21 protein-coding genes are annotated in these 20,017 nt (G+C 42.3%); 1 reads left to right on the top strand and 20 read right to left on the bottom strand.

Features of this window, described 5'->3' with window-relative positions:
- Positions 1 to 7: 7 nt before the first annotated feature.
- From rseP to HMPREF2704_RS04650, 18 genes are all read right to left on the bottom strand, one after another.
- Positions 8 to 1,267, bottom strand: a complete 1,260-nt coding sequence (gene rseP, locus HMPREF2704_RS04565; RefSeq protein ID WP_049523159.1) for an RIP metalloprotease RseP — start codon at positions 1,265 to 1,267, stop codon at positions 8 to 10.
- Between the two features lie 36 nt (positions 1,268 to 1,303).
- Positions 1,304 to 2,107, bottom strand: coding sequence for a phosphatidate cytidylyltransferase (locus tag HMPREF2704_RS04570; protein WP_023919527.1), 804 nt, complete (start codon positions 2,105 to 2,107; stop codon positions 1,304 to 1,306).
- A 9-nt stretch (positions 2,108 to 2,116) separates the two neighbouring features.
- Entirely contained in the window at positions 2,117 to 2,866 is a 750-nt protein-coding gene (locus HMPREF2704_RS04575; RefSeq protein ID WP_070845808.1) for an isoprenyl transferase, read from the bottom strand.
- A 154-nt stretch (positions 2,867 to 3,020) separates the two neighbouring features.
- Positions 3,021 to 3,347, bottom strand: coding sequence for a preprotein translocase subunit YajC (gene yajC / locus HMPREF2704_RS04580; RefSeq protein WP_003004444.1), 327 nt, complete (start codon positions 3,345 to 3,347; stop codon positions 3,021 to 3,023).
- A gap of 156 nt (positions 3,348 to 3,503) precedes the next feature.
- Positions 3,504 to 3,749 (bottom strand): hypothetical protein, encoded by a 246-nt coding sequence (locus HMPREF2704_RS04585; protein ID WP_003009969.1) that lies wholly within the window; start codon positions 3,747 to 3,749, stop codon positions 3,504 to 3,506.
- Positions 3,750 to 3,974: 225 nt separating this feature from the next.
- A complete protein-coding gene (locus HMPREF2704_RS04590; RefSeq protein WP_070845809.1) occupies positions 3,975 to 6,104 on the bottom strand; it encodes an AAA family ATPase in 2,130 nt (709 codons plus the stop codon).
- Between the two features lie 355 nt (positions 6,105 to 6,459).
- Entirely contained in the window at positions 6,460 to 6,759 is a 300-nt protein-coding gene (locus HMPREF2704_RS04595) for a hypothetical protein (RefSeq protein WP_049523162.1), read from the bottom strand.
- Positions 6,760 to 6,777: 18 nt separating this feature from the next.
- Entirely contained in the window at positions 6,778 to 7,158 is a 381-nt protein-coding gene (locus tag HMPREF2704_RS04600) for a hypothetical protein (RefSeq protein ID WP_049491017.1), read from the bottom strand.
- The gene (locus HMPREF2704_RS04605; RefSeq protein ID WP_070845810.1) at positions 7,137 to 8,732 is read right to left on the bottom strand and encodes an alpha/beta hydrolase family protein; all 1,596 of its coding nucleotides are present in this window, start codon (positions 8,730 to 8,732) and stop codon (positions 7,137 to 7,139) included. Before HMPREF2704_RS04605 ends, HMPREF2704_RS04600 begins: the two co-directional genes overlap by 22 nt.
- Complete coding sequence (locus HMPREF2704_RS04610) at positions 8,722 to 9,117, bottom strand: DUF1310 family protein (protein ID WP_070845812.1); 396 nt, start codon at positions 9,115 to 9,117, stop codon at positions 8,722 to 8,724. Before HMPREF2704_RS04610 ends, HMPREF2704_RS04605 begins: the two co-directional genes overlap by 11 nt.
- A gap of 172 nt (positions 9,118 to 9,289) precedes the next feature.
- Complete coding sequence (locus tag HMPREF2704_RS04615; protein WP_070845814.1) at positions 9,290 to 9,673, bottom strand: DUF1310 family protein; 384 nt, start codon at positions 9,671 to 9,673, stop codon at positions 9,290 to 9,292.
- Between the two features lie 108 nt (positions 9,674 to 9,781).
- The gene (locus tag HMPREF2704_RS04620; protein WP_070845816.1) at positions 9,782 to 10,546 is read right to left on the bottom strand and encodes an amino acid ABC transporter ATP-binding protein; all 765 of its coding nucleotides are present in this window, start codon (positions 10,544 to 10,546) and stop codon (positions 9,782 to 9,784) included.
- 19 nt (positions 10,547 to 10,565) lie between these two features.
- Positions 10,566 to 11,252, bottom strand: a complete 687-nt coding sequence (locus tag HMPREF2704_RS04625; protein WP_070845818.1) for an amino acid ABC transporter permease — start codon at positions 11,250 to 11,252, stop codon at positions 10,566 to 10,568.
- A 3-nt stretch (positions 11,253 to 11,255) separates the two neighbouring features.
- On the bottom strand, positions 11,256 to 11,948 hold the full coding sequence (locus HMPREF2704_RS04630; RefSeq protein WP_049482370.1) for an amino acid ABC transporter permease: 693 nt from the start codon (positions 11,946 to 11,948) through the stop codon (positions 11,256 to 11,258).
- A 66-nt stretch (positions 11,949 to 12,014) separates the two neighbouring features.
- Positions 12,015 to 12,893: a transporter substrate-binding domain-containing protein gene (locus tag HMPREF2704_RS04635; RefSeq protein WP_045759046.1), complete on the bottom strand. Its 879-nt coding sequence runs from the start codon at positions 12,891 to 12,893 to the stop codon at positions 12,015 to 12,017.
- 27 nt (positions 12,894 to 12,920) lie between these two features.
- On the bottom strand, positions 12,921 to 13,922 hold the full coding sequence (locus HMPREF2704_RS04640; RefSeq protein ID WP_003016091.1) for a uroporphyrinogen decarboxylase family protein: 1,002 nt from the start codon (positions 13,920 to 13,922) through the stop codon (positions 12,921 to 12,923).
- Positions 13,923 to 14,020: 98 nt separating this feature from the next.
- Complete coding sequence (locus HMPREF2704_RS04645) at positions 14,021 to 14,221, bottom strand: hypothetical protein (protein ID WP_049482364.1); 201 nt, start codon at positions 14,219 to 14,221, stop codon at positions 14,021 to 14,023.
- A 17-nt stretch (positions 14,222 to 14,238) separates the two neighbouring features.
- Complete coding sequence (locus tag HMPREF2704_RS04650; RefSeq protein WP_070845820.1) at positions 14,239 to 15,240, bottom strand: uroporphyrinogen decarboxylase family protein; 1,002 nt, start codon at positions 15,238 to 15,240, stop codon at positions 14,239 to 14,241.
- Between the two features lie 434 nt (positions 15,241 to 15,674).
- Between HMPREF2704_RS04650 and HMPREF2704_RS04655 the strand changes: the two genes are divergently transcribed.
- Complete coding sequence (locus tag HMPREF2704_RS04655; protein WP_070448942.1) at positions 15,675 to 16,532, top strand: 5'-nucleotidase, lipoprotein e(P4) family; 858 nt, start codon at positions 15,675 to 15,677, stop codon at positions 16,530 to 16,532.
- Positions 16,533 to 16,589: 57 nt separating this feature from the next.
- On the opposite strand, the gene glmS is transcribed toward HMPREF2704_RS04655, so the two are convergent.
- Together glmS and HMPREF2704_RS04665 are read right to left on the bottom strand one after the other, a co-directional pair.
- A complete protein-coding gene (gene glmS, locus HMPREF2704_RS04660; protein ID WP_013904548.1) occupies positions 16,590 to 18,398 on the bottom strand; it encodes a glutamine--fructose-6-phosphate transaminase (isomerizing) in 1,809 nt (602 codons plus the stop codon).
- Between the two features lie 232 nt (positions 18,399 to 18,630).
- The gene (locus HMPREF2704_RS04665; RefSeq protein ID WP_070845822.1) at positions 18,631 to 20,016 is read right to left on the bottom strand and encodes a glycoside hydrolase family 1 protein; all 1,386 of its coding nucleotides are present in this window, start codon (positions 20,014 to 20,016) and stop codon (positions 18,631 to 18,633) included.
- Between the last annotated feature and the right edge of the window lies 1 nt (position 20,017).

Consider the following 20,017-nt stretch of genomic DNA (forward strand, 5'->3'; position numbering starts at 1 on the left):
TCCTTTTCTATTTCAAAAATAATTTCATAATATCATTCCAGGTGACAGCAATCATCAAAATAACCATTACAGCTACACCTGCAAGCGTCATATAGGTTTCTACTTCTTGTTTCAGTGGCTTTCTCCGGACGACCTCGATCAAATTGATCAAGATTTTTCCTCCATCCAAAGCTGGAATCGGGATTAGATTGAAGATCCCAATATTAATAGAGAGCATGGCCATAAGAGATAAGACTGCCGGAATCCCTAATTGAGCAGCTTGTGAGCTGGCATTGTAGATGGCAACCGGACCACCCAGTTTATTGAGACTAAAGTGGAAAATGATATCTTTCAAAGCTCCCAGAATCCGTGTCGCTGTATTCCAGGTATCTGTAAAACCAGACAAGAGTTTATCCACAAATCCTGTCTTGAGGCCATTTGTCACACCCAGATAGTAACGATTCCCTGACTTGGTTGGCTTCACTTTGACTTCTTTTTCTTGGCCGTCTGTTTTGACTTTCAGGGTCAATTCAGGAGCCGTCTTGCTGTCCTTAGTTGCTTTCTCAACAGCATCTGTCAGCTCATCCCAGTTGCTAACGGTATCGTTGTTGACTTGAAGGATCTGAACAGTACTTTTGACACCGACCTTAGCCAGCGCCCCATCGGGTGCCACCTGAACATTGTTGCTGTAGTAGTCAATCGCACCACCACGCATAAAAGCTAGAAGTGAGTAAACGACAATACTGAGGATAAAGTTGTTCATAGGACCCGCAAAGTTGGTGATCAACCGTCCCCAAATGCTGGCATTCTGATACTGAACATCTCTCGGCGCAATCCGCACTTCCGTCCCATCTTCCTCAACGATGGTCGCATCATGATCAACACTATAAGTCTTGGTCTCATCGAGAACCAAACCCGTAATTTCCAGTTTGTCTTCAAAGTCAAACTGGGTAACATTCATGGGAAGGGCTGTCTGATCCAGATTCTTTCCTGAAAGATTGATCCGGACGACCTTGCCAGCCTCATTTAGCGTCAAGCTAACAGGCGTTCCGGTTTTAATCTCAGTTGTATCCTCACCCCAGCCAGCCATACGAACATAGCCACCTAAAGGTAGAATGCGAATCGTATAGGCTGTTCCATCTTGACCAATATGGGCAAAGATCTTGGGACCCATCCCAATCGAGAATTCTCGCACCAGGATGCCCGATTTTTTTGCAAAATAGAAATGACCAAACTCGTGAACGAGAACGATCACTCCAAAAATAACAATAAAGGCAATAAACTGCATCGTTCTATACGTGGTTTCCTTTCTATCTCTTCTGTCTTAGAACAAGCCCAAGAAATGCATCAAGGGAAAGACAAAGATCAAACTATCAAAGCGGTCTAGAACACCACCATGTCCTGGAATAAATTTCCCAGAATCTTTCACACCGAAGTGGCGTTTAATCGCACTCTCTACCAGATCTCCAAACTGACCTGCGATACTAAAGAGGATGGTAAAGAAGATCATAGCAAGAAAACCATGTCCACCCGCCACAGAACGATCCACGATCATATAGATCACAGTTACCGCAACTGCAGACAAGATTCCCCCAAGACTGCCTTCAATCGTTTTATTAGGAGAAACCGCAGGCATGAGCTTGCGTTTCCCAAACCGACTTCCTACTAGATAAGCACCTGAATCTGTAGCCCAAACAATAAAGAGGGCCAATAAGACCTTGTCAATACCAGCAATTCGCGCATCTACTAAGGAATGGAAACCAAGTCCAACATAAAAGCTAGACGCAATGGGATAGACCACATCTTCATAATTGTAATTCTGAGCAAGAACAGTTGTTCCCATGAGAATCAAGACAACCAAACCATAAGCAATCATATTGCCATCTGCTGGAAGGTAAGGGAGGTAGTCCTCGATCGGCAAAGTCAGGACAAAGGCCGCTAACATGGCTAGCGCTCCTTCAAAGGTCGCTGTCTCAAGCCCCTTCATTTTGAGCAATTCATGAACCCCTAGCATGGCGATCAAGCCAATCACAATCTGAAAGAACACCCCTCCAACCATTACTGTTGGAATGAAAAAGAGCAGGGCAATTCCTCCAAAAATCACACGTTTTTGTAAATCTTTCGTCATCATCTTCTCCTAAACACCGCCAAATCTCCGGTGGCGATGGCTATATTCTACTACAGCACTTCGTAGTGCTTCCTCTCCAAAATCTGGCCACATCACATCTGTGAAATACAACTCACTATAAGCAGCCTGCCAAGGAAGGAAATTACTCAAACGGATCTCTCCGCTGGTACGAATAATCAAATCCGGGTCCCTTAGGACACGTGGCAAACTCTCGGTATAGAGAGAATCTGCGATCATCTCTTCTGTGATATCTTCTGGGCTGAACTTCGCATCCAAGACTTCTTGGGCGATCTGCTTCACAGCCTGAGTGATCTCAGCACGTCCACCATAATTGAGTGCGAAATTCAGGATCAAACCTGTATTGAGATGGGTCATCGCTTCTGCTCTTTCCAAAGCCTCCAGCGTTTCTTTTGGCAATTTCTTGATATCACCGATCATTTGAATCTTGACATTGTTGCGATGCAATTCGGGGACGAAACGATCATAAAACTCGACCGGCAAGTGCATGATGAACTTGACCTCATCTTCAGGGCGTGTCCAGTTTTCCGTAGAAAAGGCATAGACAGTCAAGACCTGAACCCCCATATTTTTTGCTGCAATCGTCACTTCTTGGAGAGCTTCCATCCCCGCCTTATGACCGAAGACGCGCGGTTGCATCCGCTTTTTCGCCCAGCGACCATTGCCATCCATAATGATCCCAATGTGTTTCGGGACTTCTAAAGGTATCTCGATTTTTTCTTTTTTCTTAAAACGAAACATGTTTTTCTACCTATTTCAATATTTATCGCTTCATTATACCATAAATCCCCATAAAATAGGGACTCTGGCCTCTTTTTTGAACCAGCAGGACTTTCCTTCATCACATCGTCCTATTTGCCCACCAAAAAAGAGGCCCTTGCCTCTTCTTTGATGATTATTCTTCGATGGCTGAATCAGCATCTGAGCTAGCACCTTCTGTCGCAGTAGCTGAGATTCCTTCTGATACAGGAAGAACTGTTTTGATCGCTCCCAATTCAAAGGTCAGGTAGACACCATCAACATCCAAGACAACGGTCTTGCGGTCTGTGTCGACTTCATCGATGGTTCCGTACAAGCCACCAATCGTGATGACTTCATTTCCTTTTTGAAGTTTATTCAAACTTTCCATCCGTTTTTGGTACTGTTTCTTTTGGCTACGGCTCATGAAGTACATCAAACCGACCATAAGAACGAGCATAATTAGCAAACTTCCGCCTTGCATATGTTTCTCCTTTAATTTTCATATATGCTATACTATATCAAATTTCGCCCGTCTTTTCAAGTTTTCCCATCCTCTTCAAGCAAAATCAGGCTCCAGTCTCAGAGAGGAGGCAAGTTTTGATGAAAAAGAAAAAAACCACGAAAAGTGGGCTACTGACTAGTCAATCGTAATGCCATACTTTTCATGATTCTCATCATACCAATCAATCAAGGCCAAAGCCGTTTGATAGGTAATATTTTTGATTTTACTCGTTCCCTTCGTCAAAGTCGCCAAGCTCATTTTGCTGATGTTTGTTTCAGTTGCGACACGATAGCTCGTCAAGCGACCGTCAACCATCAGTTGAACAACGGCTTCCACTTTTCTGTATTCGGGAGTTGAGTAGATATCAATTGTATTGCTCATCTTACTTCCATTCCTCAAATTTTATTCTTGTATAGATTATATACTTATTTTCTTTATTTATTAATAATTTTGCTCAAATTGGATTAATTTCACTAATTATTGATGTTTTTTTAGCCCAAATAGGGTATTTTTCGCCTCATACGGCGAATAATTTCCCCCAGGTGGGAAGAAAAAATAAAGACTGCTATATGATAGCAGTCTCTATTTTTCACAAACTAATTCGCCTTAATCTGCTTGTTTATCAGTGTTTTCTTCCTTCTTTGTGTCTTTTTCTCTAATCACAAGGACACCATCTTCCATGTCTGCTTCGAGATGTTTGGCATCCAAGTTATCCAAGTGGAAGTCTGTGACTTTGTCACGGATTTGTTGTTCAACTACCCGACGGAGTGGACGAACACCCATCACTTCATCATAACCTTCTTCAGTCATGTATTCTTTAGCTGCATCGCTCACTGCCAAGTCGATTTCTTTCTTAGAAAGGGTCTTATTGACATCTACCAACATCAAATCAACAATCTTAGAAAGGTCTTCCTTGCTCAAGTGTGAGAATTCAATGACAGCGTTGAAACGGTTCAAGAATTCTGGACGGAAGTAAGGTTTCAAACGATCCATGAGTTCTGGTTTATCCGCATCTTCTGTCAAGTTGGCTTCGTAACCAAAGCCAGCGTTTGAAGTGGCGATAATCACAGTGTTCTTGAAGTTGACCGTGTTCCCTTGACCATCTGTCAAACGACCATCATCCAAGACTTGAAGGAGAAGGGTGATCACTTGAGGATCTGCCTTTTCAATTTCGTCGAGAAGGACGATTGAGTAAGGGTTACGGCGAACACGTTCTGTCAAGGTATTGCTGTTATCATCGTAACCAACATAACCAGCTGTTGTACCAATCAATTTAGAAACGGCTGTGCGGTCGCTGTATTCTGACATATCCAAACGGATGATGGCATCTTTGGTACCGAACATATCAAGCGCCAATTGTTTAGCCAATTCAGTCTTACCGACACCAGTAGGACCTACAAAGAGGAAGCTACCGATTGGACGGTTCCCTTCGTCAAATCCTGCACGGTTCCGACGGATAGCACGTGCCACTGCTTCAACGGCTTTATCTTGACCGATAACCTTAGTTTGCAAGCGGTGGCCCATATCTTTCAAACGTTCAATATCAGTTGCACCCATTTGAGACACTGGAATACCCGTCATCCGTTCTACTGATTCAGCCACATCGTTGATTGTTGCTGTTACTTTATGGTCTTCCGTATGGTTTTCAATTTTCTTTTCAAGTTCTTCGATACGAACTTTTGCATTAAGAGCTGCTTCGTAATCTTCTTTAGCAGCTGCAGCTTCTTGTTTAGCTTTTTCTTCTTCAATTTCATGTTCCACAGCATGGACATCTGTTACTGGATGTTGGGCTGCCAAGTGAGCAGCTGTCACATCGACCAAGTCAATGGCCTTATCAGGCAAGCTACGTTGTGGTATGTATTGGATCGAATAATCAACCGCTGCTTTCAAAACTTCATCTGGCAAGATGACATTGTGGTGTTTTTCATAAAGATCACGGATCCCTTGGAGAATCTTGAAAGTATCTTCAGCTGATGGAGCATTGACTTTCACTTCGTTGAAACGACGAGCAAGAGCCGCATTCTTCAAGATGGTGTTACGATATTCATCTTGAGTGGTTGCACCAATGACAGTCAATTCCCCACGTGAAAGAGCAGGTTTGATGATATCCGCAAGACCTTTAGATCCTTGACCATCACCTGTGCTGCCTGCACCAAGGATTTGATGGATTTCATCAAAGAAGAGAATGACATTTCCCATAGCCTTGACTTCTTGGATCAGATTTTGAATATTTTCTTCAAAGCTACCACGGTATTGCGTACCAGCTTCTAGACCAGAAATATCAATCGAGATGATTTCTTTGTTTTTGATAGCCGCTGGAACATCCCCGTTCACAATAGCTTGTGCCAAACCTTCTACAACTGCTGTTTTACCAACACCGGCATCCCCTACAAGGACAGGGTTGTTCTTGGTACGACGAGACAAGATTTCAGCAGTTTCTTGAATTTCTTTATTACGTCCGATGACCGGATCCAATTTTCCTTCACGAGCTTCTTCGGTCAAGTTACGACCAAGTTTTGCAAGGATCCCATCTTGTTTCATTCCTTTACCTTGATGGTGTTGCACTTGCTCACTTCCTTCATTTGGAAGTTGACCAGTTTGGCGGTAAATAGCGAATTCTTCTGGTGTCACTTCACGACCGTTGATCATGTAGCGACGGCTTTCAGAACGAAAACCACCCATGTTTCCCATTAGTTGATTGAAAAGATCATCCATATTGTTAAAGTTGTTATTCATATTGTATACCTCTAATTTACATAATTTTAATTCATTCTTGAAAATTAGCAGACCAATTGGCTGCTGCTTAATTGTTTACATAATTTTAATTCATTTATTTAATAATAGCCCTACAGGCTAACAGTTTCTATTTTCCCTTTTATCAATTAGTTGTCTTAATTTTGGAAATAGCATATCACCATCTCCTTTCCACTATTGATCTTGTAAACCAGTAGGTTTTTTCAACCTCTTTTTGTTTACATAAATTATTATAACGCAGACTGAATTATTTGTCAACACTTTTTTACATAATTTTTTAAATTTATTAAAAAAATCTGGAGTCACTCCAGATTCCATTTTAAATAGAAGTTCTTGGCTAGATAGATTTAAATTTCCCAGCTTTTTCTTGAATAACTGTCTGTACATTTTTAGCAAATTGCCCCACCATGGACTGATCCAGTTGCTTTCCAACGACCTGGACGTCTTCTTCGGCTACTGTTGTAATCGCAGTCAAGCCATCATTGTAACGCTTCTCAACTCCTGCCTTGCAGGTCAATAAAACAGGCGCATAGACAACACGGATTAAATCTTTTTCAAGTTTCTTTCGGCTTTCGATGATCCTCATCTTATCTTTCATATCTAAATCAAAGAAATCTTTGACTGGACTATCACCCATACTTCCTCCTCTTCTATACTATGAAACTTTATCTTGTGCAAACTCCTCTTCCAGTTGGCGTCTATCTTTCCGGTAGGATTGCCATAAATTCTCTTCCTCGATTTCGATCTGTTTTAAGGCTACTTGTGCAGCTTCTCTAGCTTCGAGATCATACTCTTCGATACAGCGATGGAGGGACTCCCATCCACAATTGACATCAACCTCCTGCTCTTGTAAGAAGGAAGCTGCCATCGCATACTCTTCTTCCAGCATCTGGGTGAAGAGCTGCTGTTTTCTTTCCACTAGGCAACGCTTTTCATCTAGCTCCAAACGCGCTTTTTGAAACTCTCTTTCCAAGTGATCTAGTTTCTTTTCCTTTTTCGAAAGAGTAGATGAAATTAATAAGCTAGTTGTTCCCACTGGTTCATTTCTCCTGCTATTTCTTGATCTTTTGTTTTTAAGAGCTCAATTCCTGCATTCACTTGCTTGTTTAAAGCATGGAATTCATTCGATAAGGACTGATATGCAGCCAAACGGTTGTCGAATCTTTCTCTTACTTGAGTGACAACTGTTTGCCTTGTTGCACCAGCCTGTGCATAGGCCTCTTCTACTTCGGCAAGATTGAGAATGAAGCCTTTCGGAACGGTCTGTAATACTTTCTCCAAAGCTTCTAAATCTGTATCCAGTCGTGCCTTAGATTTCTGAGCTTGCTCCAGCCCTTCATCCACTACTCGAATCAGCTCATCAGAAGCCAGGCGTGCCTGCAAGGCATCGAGATAGATTTGTTCACTTGAACTCAGTCCACCACCTGTTTTTTGTAATTTATCCTTTAGGCGATAGTAAACCTTCATCCGCTCTTCAATGATTTCCTTGCGAGTGATGGCTTCCGTTCCCTTTTCAAGAACCAAATTCCCATCCTTATCATAGATATAACCATGCATCATGTGCTGCAGGCCAGTATTTATCAAATTCTTAGTTTTGAGGTGCTTGACAATCCCACTGGATTCCTTGCTTCCAGAATCCTGATAGCCCAAGCTAACCAAATCTTTATGGTCAATGTGGTTGTAGATTTTGTACTTCAGCGAATCTATACGCGCTTTTTGCTTGGGTGTTAAGATGGGATAGGCATTGGGGCCATTGTATAGATGTACGGTCCCAATATGAGAAGCTTCCTCTTCCGTCAAACAGGCAAGCGCATACTGAATATTCATAGACCCCAGAGAGTGACCGTATAGATCGATCTTGGCATTGGGGTATTTTCGGATCACCTCTTTCAAATGAGTTGCAGCATCTTTAAACTGCGGAGGCGGGAAAGTCCCGTTTTCGTCATTGTATTTTTTTAAAAAAGCAGCTCCCACTAAAGCAGGAAATTTAACCTGTTCTTCGGCTGTTCTTTCTGCAAAAAAGCCGACCACATCTGATGCTTTTTCCTGTACGAAATTGCTGACAGGATTGTCCAGCGCTTTTTTCATAAACCTACCTAAGGGCGTGGCCTCCGGCGGAAGATTAACAGAAGTAGGAATAATCGCATCTTCAAAAGCTTCTACAAAATTATTAAAACTATCCTTAGCCTTATCTCGCGCATAATTCTTCGCATATTCTGTTGCATACTCGCTCGCACCACCAGGGTTCAAAATATTGGAAGCTGCTGGCAAATCTGTCTTTACCCAATCCGTATATGTATCATGGAGTAATTTTTGTGTACTTATTTCAGTTTCAGATCCCTTCATCAAGACAGTCACGTCATGGATTTGGGCACGTTCTTCATCTGAAGCAGTATAGGGGACTGGATCTTGTTCAACACCCTTGCCACTATCCGTTAGTACGAAGACTTGTTCTTCATTGCCATTTACACTATCATAGATGTGAGAAACATTGCCAACATATTCACTACCTTCTTTAATTTTTTGATTTTTTCCTAATTTTAATGATCTATATTCAATTAATGATGCTTCTACATGCTGTCTGTCTGAAAAATTTGTGTTATTTACCATATTCATCTCCCCTCAGTAAACGACTTAACTCTGCAGAAATACCATAACTTCCAGCCTCAAATTCTCCCGAATCTTCCATATGAACAGTAGTATCAATAGTTAGTTTTTCATCATTATTGACTTCCAAATATACATTCATCCCACCCATTGGATTGTATTCCAATTGATTTTCCAAGATTTTATACGAGTGTATTTTCCCCTGCGGAGTTAATGCTTCAGGATCAATATCCTTTAACATATTTTCAATCGCCACTTTCATCTTCTTACTCTCTGCAATTTGAATCATTTCTTGTTTCTTGGCAGATTGTCCATTAAAAAAGCTACATCCCCCTAAGCTCAGGCTAAATGCTACCATTATCAACACAATAAATTTACTTTTTTTCATCTTCTTCCCATTCTTTCTTCAGGTTTCTTAGAATTTATTATACAAAATTCCATCCATACCTGAAATGTTACTTTTGTTAAAAAACATTGCCAAAAGGTTACAAGCACTACGTATTGATGTAACATACTTGGCCCAATCAATAAATTCTATAAAATAAATGAGGTTGCTATTGCTAATCTCTTTCTATTAATTTCGTTAATTCTTTAGGCGTTCCTGATGTGGCAACAAGATATTCTCCTGAATCCTTTTCTATGACCGTCATATCAATCGTCAACCGATCATCCCTATTAATGACAATTTCGACAATAATTCCTTCCATTGGATTATATTTTAATTTATCTTTTAAAATTCTATAAGACTTTATTTTCCCATTTGGAGTTAATGCCTCTGGATCCAGATTTTTTAAATAGGTTTCAATTGCCACTTTCATCTTCTGACTCTCTGCAATCTGAATCATTTCCCTTCTCTCAGCAGCTTTATCCGTAAAAAGGCCGCAACCTCCTAGAAACAAAGTCAGTAAGAATAGTAGTACAAATCGTTGTTTTTTATCAGTCATATGTTCCCTCTCACTTATATTATTCGTAATGATTTCTAAAAAATGACCCAATTTTTAAAAATTTTTTCCAGATCCTAAAAAACACACCCTTACTGGGTGTGTCTCCTGTTAAATCATATATTCGACGCTATAAGTGGCATCGGATAAAATCCGTGAAAGGAATTGTTTGGTTCGTTCTTCTTTTGGACTGTTGAAGAATTCATGAGGTTCGTTTTCTTCGATGATGTGTCCGCCATCCATAAAGATAACGTGGTTAGCCACATCACGCGCGAAGCCCATCTCATGGGTTACGACAACCATGGTCACTCCTTCTTGGGCTAATTGCTTCATGACATCTAAGACATCCCCGACCAACTCTGGGTCTAGCGCTGAAGTCGGCTCGTCCAGCAAGATCACGTCTGGTTTCACTGCGATGGCACGCGCAATTCCGATCCGTTGCTGCTGGCCACCTGACAATTGAGAAGGATAGTAATCCTTATAAGCGAGGAGACCAACTTTTTCAAGGGCTGATTCTGCCCGTTGGATGGCCTCTTCTTTTGGAACCTTACGGGCTACAACCAGGCCTTCTAAGATATTTTCAAGCGCTGTTTTGTTAGCGAAGAGATTGTAATGCTGGAAGACAAAGGCTGTCTTTTGGCGGATTTCTAGAATCTCTTTTTTACTAAGTTTTGAGAGGTCATACTCTTTTCCACCTAGGGTGAGGTGCCCTGTATCTGCCTTTTCTAAGTGATTGAGGCAGCGAAGGAAGGTTGTTTTTCCTGATCCAGATGGACCCAAAATAACGACCACATCCCCTTGGTTGACCTTGAGATTAACATCTACCAGGACCTGGTGGTCCTTAAATTTTTTCGATACGTGTTCTACTTCTAACATCTTCTTATTTCTCCTTCTTCTATGCGAGTGTCAGGCGTTTTTCTAAGAGATTGAATCCCCACTGAATCACCCCACAAATGACAATATAAAGAATAAAAATCACTAGATAGGATTCAAAATATTGATAGCCATAAGAGGCTTCGACCTTGGCAATGGCGGTGATATCCTTGATCGTCATGACAAAGACAAGGGAAGTTCCTTTGACCAAGTTGATAACCAAGTTACACAAATTGGGAAGGGCTGAACGCAAGGCTTGTGGAAAAACAATGCGGATATAGGCTTGGCAATTAGTCAAACCAATGGCTTGCGCTGCTTCTAGCTGGCCCTTATCCACCGTTAGAATAGCTGACCGTAGAATTTCAGCAAGACTTCCTGTTGTCATCAAGCTAAAGATGATAAAGGCATAATAAATGGGATTGATCTCAAAGACATTAAAGTGACTACCAATACTCTTAAAAAAGCTATTTAAGAGGCTAGGAAAGAGACTATAAAAGAAGAGAATCAAGAGAATAGGAGGCGTCGCGCGGATAAAGGCTAAGTAAACCACTGAGAAACTGCGAACACCTTTGACCTTATAAATCTGACCGAGTGCCAAAAAGAGGGCTGGAAGAAAACTCAAGAGAATTGATACGACCATGATCAGAAGGGTCACTGGAACACCACCCAAGGTGGCTAGAAATGCTTTACTAATAAAATTGAAATCCATAAGCTACCTTTCTGTTACACTGAGTCGTTTCTCGAGGAGTTGAGCGGAGAAGGAAATCACAAGGGCAATTGCCCAGTAGATCACTGCGACGGCTGTATAGGTCTCGAGGGAATAATTCCCAAGATTGCGGCTGATCAAGTTGTTACCTGCTCCCATGATATCGATAAAGCCAATGGTATAAGCCAAAGCGGCATCGCGCATGAGGTTCAAGATGGCAGTCGTCATATTGGGAAGAGCCACGCGAAAGGCTTGGGGAAGGACAATCCGCCAAATGGTTTGAGCTGGCGTCAAGCCAATACTCAAGCCCGCTTCCATCTGACCTTTTGGAATGGCCAAATAGGCTGCCTTGAAGACCTCAGAGATCATAGCAGCAAAGAGAAGAAACATGGCAACAAGGACAAAGACAAACTTGGACCAGTGGTCAATGTCAATGCCCAACCACCAGTTCAAAAATTGGGGGAGCCCATAAAAGACCAAAAAGAGCAAGACAATCGGAGGGGTACAACGCAAAGTAAAGACATAGCCTTTTGCCAGACCTGCTCCTACCTTATCTTCTGATACTTGTGCCCAGGTCAAAACCAAGCCAAATGCAGAACCGAGAACCGTCGTTAAAAACATCAAAGCTAGGGTCGCTGGCAGAGCTTGGACCAAGGTTGGAAGAAATGACCAGACCTTGGAAATGTCGTATGAGACCATGTTTCTTTTCCTTTCTGTATCCGTATAGAAATAAGGAAGCTGGGGCTATGCGCACCCAGTTCCATCTTATTTCTCTTTATCTACATAACTGAAGACATCTTCACCGAAATATTTTTTCGACAATTTAGCAAGTGTGCCATCTTTTTCTAATTCTTTGATGGCCTTGCTGTATGCTTCCGCAAATTTTTCGTTTTTCTTATCCTTATGGATCAATGGGTAAGTTGGAATTCCTTTGTAGGCAAACCAGCTCAGTTTGTCCGCATATTGGTGGTAAGAACCATCTTTATCTGTGACAGCTTTTTCAAAGGAAAGTTTGATGTCAAAGAAGGCATCGTAACGTCCTTCAAGAACCCAAGCATAGGCATCTGCGACTTTGAAAGATTCGGCAGCTGTTAATTCGATTTGTTGGTCCTTATGCTTTTCATTGTATTCTTTAATAACATTCCACTGCGCATTTTGTGGTGAAATTGGAACCAATTTTCCTTTTTCTTTAGCGAAGTCATCGATATTCTTGTATTTATTCGCATCTTCTTTCCGAACGGTAAATCCGATGATACTTGCTCCGATTGGTTCTTTTGGAATGATAAATTTCTTGGCACGTTCTTCGGTATACCAAGCTCCTTTGGTTCCGATATCGTATTTACCAGATTCTAGACCGATCAAGAGATCGTCATCACTTGTTCCAGTGTACTCAAACTTGTAGTCTGGTAGTTTTTCGTCAATGGCTTTGAGCACGGCTACTTCATAACCATCTGATTCCCCTTTTTCATCGACGAAATCGTAAGGCACATAGTTTTGAGTGTGGGCTACTTTCAAGGTTGTTACTTTATTAGATCCTGTTGATCCTTTACTTTCGTTTGCGTGGTTCAAGCTTCGACCAAGAATGGTTGCACCTGCAAGGGCAAGAACGGCCACCCCACCGATAATCCATGTTTTTTTACTCATACTCTGTTCTCCCTCTTTCTATTTTCCTTATTCTGCTGCAGCTTCACGAACCCATTCGATTCGTTCTTCATCAATGTCACTTGGGATGGTACAATCGGCACCAATGACCAAGCCTGTGGTTCCAGTTTCTGCGATGATGCGTTTGGTTTCTGCTTGGATCGCAGCCTTATCTCCTGTGTAAAGAAGTCCATTTTTTCCATTTTCAAAGCCACCAAGAACCGTGCGTCCACCGAAGATTTCGCGTCCTTCTGCTAGGCTGATTCCTTCTGGCCCGACTGCCCAGTTAATGACTTGGGCTGGGTAGTCTGTGAAGAGATGGATATCATTGCGAGCTCCTTCGTAGCCACAGATATGAAGAATATTTACGCCACCAGCTTCATTGGCTGCCTCTAAGACATGGAGTTCACTCGGTGCAATAATGTTTTTATAAACTTCTTGTGTAACCCGCGCATCCTGGATACTTTGAACACTGAGGTAGATCCCGTCTGCCCCTGCTTCTTTGATGATTCGTTGGCTCAAACTTGCAATATCTTGGCCAATTGTATCCAATACTTTTTTAAGAGTTGCTGCATCTTGATCGATAAAGTTGGCGATCAAGTCATCTCCTCCTGAAACTTCTCCGACCAACCATTTGAAGTAGGTCACTGGAGCAAAGATATTGTAGATAGCCACAATGTCTTCTTCAAAACCGGCACGGATTTTTTTAACGAGCTCTACTTGCTCTGTGATCCATGGATGATCTGCTCCGAGTGGTTCAATCCCTGCTAAGTCAGAGATGTTTTCAAGGCCTTTGTGAATGGCTGGATTTGGATAAGCAAAGTAACCATCACTCATGAGTTTGACAAAGTCTGGTTTGACCTTGTGAAGGAAGTTTTTATGGCCATTGAGGTTTTTTTCAATAATTTCAGGATTTGAAAATCCTTTTAGCCACTCTTCTTCTGTCGTGAAATGGTGCCAAAATCCAACTGGCACACGATCAACTGCTTCTCCTTTAAAAGCTTTTAACACTAATTCTCTTTTTGCTGACATGTTCTTACCTCGTTCCATCTTTTCTTGTTTGTTATCTTATCACTTCAATTATGCTTTGACTAATATATATTTTTTATCAAGCTCTTCATCTTTTTTTATCACTGATCTTCAAGAAGTAAAATTCCCGCTATATCAGAGGGGCGAAGGAGAGAGAGACTATGGGCTGGAATTTTCTCCAATTTTTCGATGTCCGGATCTTTCCGTACAATCCCATGACTGCTTGCTAGAGCAACTTTACTAAGCCCTAAAAGCAAAAACAAAACGGTTACCAGGATACACCATACATTGATCTTTTTCATCTCCCTCTCCTTTCTTCTTACAATACAGCTGCTTGACGTACCCAATCTAAGCGTTCCAATTGGAAATCATCTGGCACGGTACAGTCTGCTCCAAGAATCAAACCACGGCTTCCGGCTTCAGCCACCAAGCGACGCGTTTCTTGCTCAATAGCTTCTCGTTCTCCTTGGTAGAGCAAACCTTTCTTGCCGTTGACAAAGCCACCCAAAACGGCACGATCGCCGAAAAGTTTACGACCTGCGGCTAGGCTAAGGCCTTCATGATGGGTCGCCCAGTTAATGACTTGAGCTGGATAATCCTTGAAGAGCTCCACTTCATTGCTGGCCCCTTCAAAACCACAGATATGAAGGATATTGATGCCTCCAGCTTCATTGGCTGCTTCTAGGACAGCGATGCTGCTAGGCTCAATGAACTTGCGGTATTCTTCATCTGTCACACGCTCATCTTGGATCTGCTGGGTTGAAAAGTAAATCCCTTCAATACCTGCTTCTTGGATCAAGCGACGACTTAAAGTAGCGATGTCTCCTGCAATCACGTCAAGGACATGAGCTAAAGTTTCTGGATCTTCCTTGATAAAGTCTGCAATCACTTGGTCTCCACGAGATTGATCCGTACGGAACCAGCGTTTCAAATAAGAAATGGGCGAGAAGATATTGTAGAAAGAAGCAATCTCTTCATGGAAATGAGAACAAATTTCCTTGACCACCTCGATTTGTTTTTCAATCCATGGATGATGCTCTCCAATCGGTTGAATATCCTTCAATTCTCGGATCGATCTGATCTCTCTCGAATAAAGAGCACTCGGATAGCGGAAGAAGCCATCACTCATGATCTTGACAAAATCAGGTGAAATTTCTTCTACATAGTGTTGGTGGCCCTGAATACTTTTTTCTACTACAGCCGGATTGTCTAGACCCAATTCTTTTTCTTCTTGGGTCACATAATGGAGCCAAAATCCTACAGGGATTCGCTCTACTGTTTCGCCTCGAATGGCACGAAGAACCAATTCTTTTTTACTCATACTGTACATCCTCCTCAATATTTCTCCAACAGAAAGACTGACTGCTTTCCTTCTGGAATTTGTAACCATGATATCACCTCAAAAAGTAGCTGACTAATATATTTTCCCTATCAAGGCCTTAAAATTTCTTTATTGAGAAAGGCATCAAAAAAACGCAAGTGCTTGAAAATAGGGACTTGCGAGTATCTTTCTTTATTGTTTCATTTTAGAAGAAAAGGGATGCTTTGATCTTTTCTTGATCCGGTTATAGCAGAAAACTATATCCCTTCTTTTAAAGGAAAAAATAGCATATGTTGAGGCGAAGAAACCTTTCATAGCAGCGTTTTTCCTTCTTTTTCTTTTCACCGATTCCTAGACACCTTCTTCTCTTTCTTGTCAGGCAAGATTGAAAGGAGTATAATTTTTATAGAATAATTTTAAGGAGTGTACGGTTTATGAAAACAACAAAAACCACCTTTACCATCGTTTCTGCTCTTGCTTCTGTCATTTTACTGACGAGTTGTGGAAGCAACACCAACAAAACGCAAGAGACAAAAGCAAGTAGCACTAAAAATCAGGTGACGATGACCTATGATCAGCAGCGCTCACAAGAAAATACCATGTCTGTTCTCTGGTACCAAAAGGCAGCAGAAACCAAGGCTTTGTATTTACAAGGCTACAATGTCGCTACTGACCGTTTGAAAGAGATCCTCCAAACTCCTTCTGATAAGCCTTATTCCATCGTCTTGGATTTGGACGAAACTGTTTTAGACAACAGCCCTTACCAAGTTCAAAACGTCAAAGATGGTACGGCCTTCAATCCTAAAGATTGGGATGTTTGGGTGAAAAAAGCAGCCGCAAAAGCGGTGCCAGGTGCCAAAGATTTCCTTCAATATGCGGATCAAAACGGGGTTCAAATCTACTACATTTCTGACCGTACAACCTCTCAAGTAGATGATACCATCAAAAACCTTGAAAAAGAAGGCATTCCTGTTCAAGGACGTGACCACCTCATGTTCTTAGAAGATGGCGTCAAATCAAAAGAAGGCCGTCGCCAAGCTGTACAAGAAAAGACCAACCTTGTCTTGCTCTTCGGGGACAACCTGGTCGACTTTGCAGACTTCTCTAAGACCTCTGAAGCTGATCGCGACAAGAAATTGGACGAATTGCAAAAAGAATTTGGTGAAAAATTCATCATCTTCCCAAATCCAATGTACGGATCATGGGAATCAGCTGTTTACCAAGGTAAAAAACTAGACGCCAAGGGACAAACAGAAGAACGCCTCAAAGCCTTGCAAGGTTTTGACAAATAAAACAAATATCCTCGTTAGGAAAAACCTAACGAGGATGTTTTTTCTATATAGACAAGTTTATTCAACGGTTACAGACTTAGCAAGGTTCCGTGGTTTGTCGACATCGAGCCCACGATGAAGGGTTGCAAAGTAGGCAATCAATTGGGTTGGCACCACCATTGAGATTGGAGAGAGGTAAGGGTGAACCGCTGTCAAGACCAAATCATCTGTCTCTTTAGCGACATTTTCTTCTGCAATGGTTAAAACATGAGCCCCACGTGCTGCCACTTCTTGGATGTTTCCACGTGTGTGGCTGGCTAAGACTGGGTCAGACAAGAGGGCGATGACCGGTGTACCCTCTTCGATCAGAGCGATGGTCCCGTGTTTCAACTCACCCGCTGCAAAGCCTTCACATTGGATGTAAGAAATTTCTTTTAGTTTCAAACTGGCTTCCATGGCAACATAGTAATCTTGACCACGTCCGATATAGAAAGCATTGCGGGTTGTTTCCAACAAGCCACGAACTTTTTCATCGATGACTTCTTTTTCTGAAAGGGTTGATTCGATCGATTGGGCAACGATAGACAATTCGTGCACCAAATCAAAGGCTTTGGCCTTCTCATTGCCATTGGCTTCCCCAACAGCTTTAGCCAGAAAGGCAAGGGCTGCGATTTGAGCCGTATAAGCCTTAGTAGAAGCTACCGCAATTTCAGGACCAGCATGGAGCAACATAGTCATGTCTGCTTCACGTGAAAGAGTTGAACCTGGGACATTGGTCACTGTCAAGCTTGGGATGCCCATTTCATTAGCTTTGACCAATACTTGGCGGCTATCGGCTGTTTCACCAGATTGGCTGATAAAGATGAAGAGTGGTTTCTTGCTGAGAAGTGGCATACCATAGCCCCACTCAGATGAAATACCGAGTTCTACTGGAGTATCTGTCAACTCTTCCAACATTTTTTTAGACGCAAATCCAGCATGGTAAGAGGTACCAGCCGCAAGGATATAGATTCGATCTGCTTCTTGAACAGCCTTGATAATAGCTGGATCTACCACTACTTGTCCAGATTCATCTGTATAGGCTTGGATGAGTTTACGCATGACAGTTGGTTGCTCATCGATTTCCTTGAGCATGTAGTATGGGTAAGTCCCTTTTCCAATATCAGAAAGGTCGAGTTCAGCCGTGTAGCTATCCCGTTCTTTGACGTTGCCATCATAGTCTTGCACTTCAACGCTGTCAGCCTTGACAATGACCAACTCTTGGTCATGGATTTCCATATATTGGTTAGTTTCACGAATCATGGCCATGGCATCAGAACAGACCATATTGTAGCCATCACCAAGACCGATCAGGAGTGGTGATTTATTTTTTGCCACATAGATGGTGCTTGGATCTTCCGCATCCATCAAAGCAAAAGCATAGGCCCCACGGATGATGTGGAGGGCTTTTTTGAAGGCTTCGAGCGTAGACAAGCCATCTTCTTCAGCAAATTTTCCGATCAAGTGGGCAGCAATTTCTGTATCTGTTTGCCCCTTGAAATGGTGACCTGCTAGGTATTCTTCCTTGATTTCAAGGTAATTTTCAATGACCCCATTGTGGACCAAAACAAAGCGACCTGTTTCCGAGCGGTGTGGGTGAGCATTGTCCTCAGTTGGTTTTCCGTGAGTGGCCCAGCGGGTATGTCCGATCCCAGCTGTTCCTTCGACACCTTCTGCCTTAGACGACAATTCTGCAATGCGGCCAACTGCCTTTACCAATTGGCTCTTGCCTTCACTAGCCAGGAAAACACCCGCAGAGTCATAGCCTCGGTATTCGAGTTTTTCAAGTCCTTGAATCAAAATATCTGTAGCATTTGTATTTCCTACAACACCAACGATTCCGCACATAATTTTTACGATATAGCCTTGCTATACTTTCCCCTTTACTTAGTCAAACGACCCATGGTCGATTTCTCAGCTACTTTAAAATTGGTCTAGTCTAATTTGACCAAAAAGCAACCAGCGGAGTCAGTATACAATGCTTCTTCCAGTTTGTCAACTAGGAAATTCAAGAAAATTGGTCTAGTTAAGGAGGGGTTAAGAAAAACCTATCAACATCTTGGTTGATAGGTTGCTTTTTCTACTCTTCAAATCCATTCTGCTGGCTCAACTTACGGAACCAATGACCAGATTTTTTGAGGGTTCGTTTTTGACTTTCGAGGTCCAACTCAACCAAGCCATAGCGGTTCTTGTAGCCATTGAGCCATGACCAGCAGTCAATAAAGGTCCAGATCAAATAACCTTTACAGTTGGCACCATCTTGAATAGCCCGGTGGAGCTCACGAAGATGGTCTTTGACAAAGTCAATCCGGTAGTCGTCTTGGATCACTCCATCCTTGCGGAATTTTTCCTCTCCTTCAACCCCCATCCCGTTTTCGGTCAGGATCCACTCGATATTGCCATAGTTTTCCTTGATATTTTGGGCAATGTCATACAAACCTTGCTCATAGATTTCCCAACCACGGTGGGGATTGATCTTGCGCCCTGGCATAACGTAAGGTTCATAAAATTGTTCAAAGAGTAGGGGAGATGCTGGATTTGGAGCATAACGAGGAGCCGCCACACGGAGTGGTTGGTAATAGTTAACCCCTAGGTAATCCACCGTATTTTCCTCGATCAAGCGCAATTCAAAGGGATCATAATCCGGTAAGAGATCACGCTCCCGTAGGATCTCCACTAATTCTTCAGGATAATGACCAAGAACAGATGGATCTAAAAAAGATTTGGCTTGAAAGAGCTCGGCAATACGCGCAGCTTTCACATCTTCTGGATGCTGGCTCCGAGGATAGGCTGGTGTCAAATTGAGCACAATCCCGATACGGTAATTAGGATTCACCTCATGACAGGCCTTGACCGCTAGTGAGCTTGCCAACTGGGTGTGGTAGGCTACTTTTACAGCTGCTGCTGCGTCTACCTTATGAGGAAAATGGGCATCATAAAAATAACCAAATTCTACAGGGACAATAGGTTCATTAAAGGTGATCCACTGATCGACCAGATCTCCATAGGTCTTGAAACAAAAACGCGCATATTCCTGGTAAGCATAGGCGGTTTCTTTATTTTCCCAACCATCCCCTTGCTCTTGAAGAGCCATCGGTAAATCAAAATGATAGAGGTTGACCAAGAGGTGAATCCCTTTTTCTTTAATCTTTTCAAAGACACGGCGGTAGAAATCAACACCTGCTTGATCGATTTCCCCTCGTCCTTCTGGGAAAATACGTGACCACTGGATAGAGGTTCGAAAGGCAGTGTGGCCGGTTTCTAACAAGAGGTCCAGATCTTCTTCCCAGTGTTCATAAAAAGTCGATGTTTTCTCTGGTCCTTGCCCTTGATAAAAGCGGTTGGGCTCGATCCTATACCAGTAATCCCAGAGATTGTCTCCCTTTCCATCCTGGGCTAGACGCCCTTCTGTTTGAGGGCCCGAGGTCGAACTCCCCCATAAAAAATCCTTTGGAAATTGATACATG

It is taken from the genome of Streptococcus sp. HMSC076C09, assembly GCF_001837905.1.
Lineage (GTDB): Bacteria > Bacillota > Bacilli > Lactobacillales > Streptococcaceae > Streptococcus > Streptococcus parasanguinis_I.

What these genes read in the sequence shown, in the direction of transcription:
- rseP (WP_049523159.1), bottom strand. Translation starts at nt 1,267, where the DNA reads ATGCAGTTTATTGCCTTTATTGTTATTTTTGGAGTGATCGTTCTCGTT.
- HMPREF2704_RS04570 (WP_023919527.1), bottom strand. Translation starts at nt 2,107, where the DNA reads ATGACGAAAGATTTACAAAAACGTGTGATTTTTGGAGGAATTGCCCTG.
- HMPREF2704_RS04575 (WP_070845808.1), bottom strand. Translation starts at nt 2,866, where the DNA reads ATGTTTCGTTTTAAGAAAAAAGAAAAAATCGAGATACCTTTAGAAGTC.
- yajC (WP_003004444.1), bottom strand. Translation starts at nt 3,347, where the DNA reads ATGCAAGGCGGAAGTTTGCTAATTATGCTCGTTCTTATGGTCGGTTTG.
- HMPREF2704_RS04585 (WP_003009969.1), bottom strand. Translation starts at nt 3,749, where the DNA reads ATGAGCAATACAATTGATATCTACTCAACTCCCGAATACAGAAAAGTG.
- HMPREF2704_RS04590 (WP_070845809.1), bottom strand. Translation starts at nt 6,104, where the DNA reads ATGAATAACAACTTTAACAATATGGATGATCTTTTCAATCAACTAATG.
- HMPREF2704_RS04595 (WP_049523162.1), bottom strand. Translation starts at nt 6,759, where the DNA reads ATGGGTGATAGTCCAGTCAAAGATTTCTTTGATTTAGATATGAAAGAT.
- HMPREF2704_RS04605 (WP_070845810.1), bottom strand. Translation starts at nt 8,732, where the DNA reads ATGGTAAATAACACAAATTTTTCAGACAGACAGCATGTAGAAGCATCA.
- HMPREF2704_RS04610 (WP_070845812.1), bottom strand. Translation starts at nt 9,117, where the DNA reads ATGAAAAAAAGTAAATTTATTGTGTTGATAATGGTAGCATTTAGCCTG.
- HMPREF2704_RS04615 (WP_070845814.1), bottom strand. Translation starts at nt 9,673, where the DNA reads ATGACTGATAAAAAACAACGATTTGTACTACTATTCTTACTGACTTTG.
- HMPREF2704_RS04620 (WP_070845816.1), bottom strand. Translation starts at nt 10,546, where the DNA reads ATGTTAGAAGTAGAACACGTATCGAAAAAATTTAAGGACCACCAGGTC.
- HMPREF2704_RS04625 (WP_070845818.1), bottom strand. Translation starts at nt 11,252, where the DNA reads ATGGATTTCAATTTTATTAGTAAAGCATTTCTAGCCACCTTGGGTGGT.
- HMPREF2704_RS04630 (WP_049482370.1), bottom strand. Translation starts at nt 11,948, where the DNA reads ATGGTCTCATACGACATTTCCAAGGTCTGGTCATTTCTTCCAACCTTG.
- HMPREF2704_RS04635 (WP_045759046.1), bottom strand. Translation starts at nt 12,893, where the DNA reads ATGAGTAAAAAAACATGGATTATCGGTGGGGTGGCCGTTCTTGCCCTT.
- HMPREF2704_RS04640 (WP_003016091.1), bottom strand. Translation starts at nt 13,922, where the DNA reads ATGTCAGCAAAAAGAGAATTAGTGTTAAAAGCTTTTAAAGGAGAAGCA.
- HMPREF2704_RS04645 (WP_049482364.1), bottom strand. Translation starts at nt 14,221, where the DNA reads ATGAAAAAGATCAATGTATGGTGTATCCTGGTAACCGTTTTGTTTTTG.
- HMPREF2704_RS04650 (WP_070845820.1), bottom strand. Translation starts at nt 15,240, where the DNA reads ATGAGTAAAAAAGAATTGGTTCTTCGTGCCATTCGAGGCGAAACAGTA.
- HMPREF2704_RS04655 (WP_070448942.1), top strand. Translation starts at nt 15,675, where the DNA reads ATGAAAACAACAAAAACCACCTTTACCATCGTTTCTGCTCTTGCTTCT.
- glmS (WP_013904548.1), bottom strand. Translation starts at nt 18,398, where the DNA reads ATGTGCGGAATCGTTGGTGTTGTAGGAAATACAAATGCTACAGATATT.
- HMPREF2704_RS04665 (WP_070845822.1), bottom strand. Translation starts at nt 20,016, where the DNA reads ATGTATCAATTTCCAAAGGATTTTTTATGGGGGAGTTCGACCTCGGGC.